Here is a 709-nt window from a genome sequence, read left to right as displayed (position 1 = left end):
GTCTGATCTTGAGAACACCATCTACGAATTTACGCTAGAAGATGGTACAAAAGTAAAAGCGAAAGGTAACGAAGAAATAGAATACGACGGTGAAATTCATTCAGCAGCGAACTTATTCGACGCATTGAAAGAAGGTACCTACGGAAAATACTAGACATAGTGAGCAATACACTAAGCACCCTTCACTATGTAGCAGATTGATAGGTAAAAAATTATGGCAATTAAAATTGAAAAGAAAATCGTCGGTTATCAAGTAGACAACTCCGGTGATAAAGCGCATGTTGTAGACAACACGCCAAAGGTTGTTCCAGTAGAGATGAATGAGTCGATTAAACGACCAGACTATCTTCTCGGCTCAACTTATAAAATTAAACCACCCGTATCTGAGCATGCGTTATATATTACTATTAACGACATCATTCTTAATGAAGATACTGACCACGAAATTAGACGACCTTATGAAGTCTTCATTAATTCTAAGTCGATGGAACACTATCAGTGGGTAATCGCTTTAACTCGCGTTATCTCTGCCGTCTTCCGTAAAGGTGGCGACATCACCTTCATGATCGAAGAGCTATCTTCAGTTTATGACCCGAACGGTGGTTACTACAAGAAAGGTGGCGTCTATATGCCATCATTAGTAGCCGAGATTAGCTCTGTAGTCGAGAAGCACATGAAGACTATCGGTCTAATCAAGTCTGAAGAAATG

At 39.8% G+C, this 709-nt stretch carries 1 protein-coding gene; it reads left to right on the top strand.

What is annotated here, in order from left to right; all coding sequences use genetic code 11:
• Positions 1 to 214: 214 nt before the first annotated feature.
• A partial coding sequence (locus tag A3735_RS05645) for an NrdJb (RefSeq protein WP_068637723.1) occupies positions 215 to 709 on the top strand: 495 nt, incomplete at its 3' end.

This window comes from Oleiphilus sp. HI0061 (genome assembly GCF_001635675.1).
Note: the sequence above shows the minus strand (reverse complement) of the source record. Positions and strands in the feature narration are given on the sequence as shown.